This window comes from Massilia sp. CCM 8734, from assembly GCF_011682155.1.
Taxonomy (GTDB): domain Bacteria; phylum Pseudomonadota; class Gammaproteobacteria; order Burkholderiales; family Burkholderiaceae_D; genus Telluria_A; species Telluria_A rubra.
Genome location: NZ_WHJI01000135.1, coordinates 1 through 1,343, shown reverse-complemented (window position 1 = coordinate 1,343; position 1,343 = coordinate 1). Strand labels below are relative to the sequence as shown.

The following is a 1,343-nucleotide window of genomic DNA, read 5'->3' as shown; positions in this document are numbered from 1 at the left end:
GACCCTGACCCTTCCCCTCAAACGTCATATGTCTTGATCATATTTCGTAGCTGGGTGAGGGCCTGAGCAAGCTCATGAAGAGTCATTCGCTTTTGATGCTCCTCGATCCAACGACGAGCAAGCGTAAGTATGGATACGGTTTGTGAAGCCTTCGCTAGACTGCCATATTGAATGCGAAATCCTCGGGCAAGGGCAGCCAGGCCGATTAACCAGAACGCGAAGCTGAGTAATGCGGCGATGAGCAACAACGCCTTGAGACGTCGTGGTTTGCGTGTCTGGCTGTCGCGCAGTCCCATTCCCCATTGGGGGTTCTTCAAGTCTCGGAAGGTTTGTTCAATTTGCATCCGGGACTCATACCACTTGACGATCTCATCGGCATTAAGGAAGGCTAAGTTGGTGGACACGGCGAGCAGCCACGGCTCGCGTTGCCCCTTGGCCTGCTTTTTACTATGCGCGCTTTGTTTTTTCTCGCCGAATACAGTTTTGTTCTGCCGACCTTTTCCATCTTTTTTTGCCAAGACCATACGACATTTGACGGGGGCACTTTTGACGTGGTCAACGATGCCGAGATCCTGCGCGTGCTTGCGTGCACGGGGATACAACTGCTGACAGTCAACCCACTCCTCGCTTCCCCGCAGAAGCATCTTCTCACGATTACGCACACGGCCGACCCAGGCAAACTTGAGCTCATTGAGCATCCTGAACCAAGTGCCGCGAAAGCCAGCGTCAGTGATAATGATGGGTTCGCATTGGTCCGGAAGAATGGTTCGCAGAGTCTCCATGAATTTGCCATGAACCGCTGCCACATTATAGGAATCGGAATCATGGATCTCTTCGTAAATCACGAAGGATCGCCCTTCAAGGACGACCGTTGCACGCAGAACATGCTGGCTGACGTCCTTCAACAGATCCGACCAGTCGACAATAATTGCCACACGGCGGTGCTCATGCAACACGCGCTTGGCCAGCGCACGATAAATCTCCGGGCGCTCCGATTCTAGATGGCCATTGCTCAACAACCGGTCGCACTGCTTGATTCGATGGCGCAGGGCTGTTGCGCTATCGACATGCCTGCTCAACCGAAGCAAGGTGAGTCCGCCTCGCTGTGCCGCATCGGTTACAAGGGCTAAACCGGCTCTACGCTTAACGTGAATCGACGGGCATTCTTCATCTAAAAATTTCTGTATGATTCGCTGTGCATGCATGGTCTGTGCCTTCTCTTCGCAGTTTGGTCGCTACGAAGTAAAGGGGTAACACAGCCATGCATGCACCGTTTTTGGGATTGAAAGTTAACACCATCCTAATTCGTTTACAAGCAAAATTTGAGGGGAAGGGTCAGGGTC

Annotated in this window: 1 protein-coding gene; it reads right to left on the bottom strand. The window is 52.5% G+C overall.

Going from position 1 to position 1,343, the window contains the following annotated elements:
* Positions 1–17: 17 nt before the first annotated feature.
* Positions 18–1,205, bottom strand: coding sequence for an IS4 family transposase (locus F2P46_RS35850; RefSeq protein ID WP_166899282.1), 1,188 nt, complete (start codon positions 1,203–1,205; stop codon positions 18–20).
* Positions 1,206–1,343: the final 138 nt, after the last annotated feature.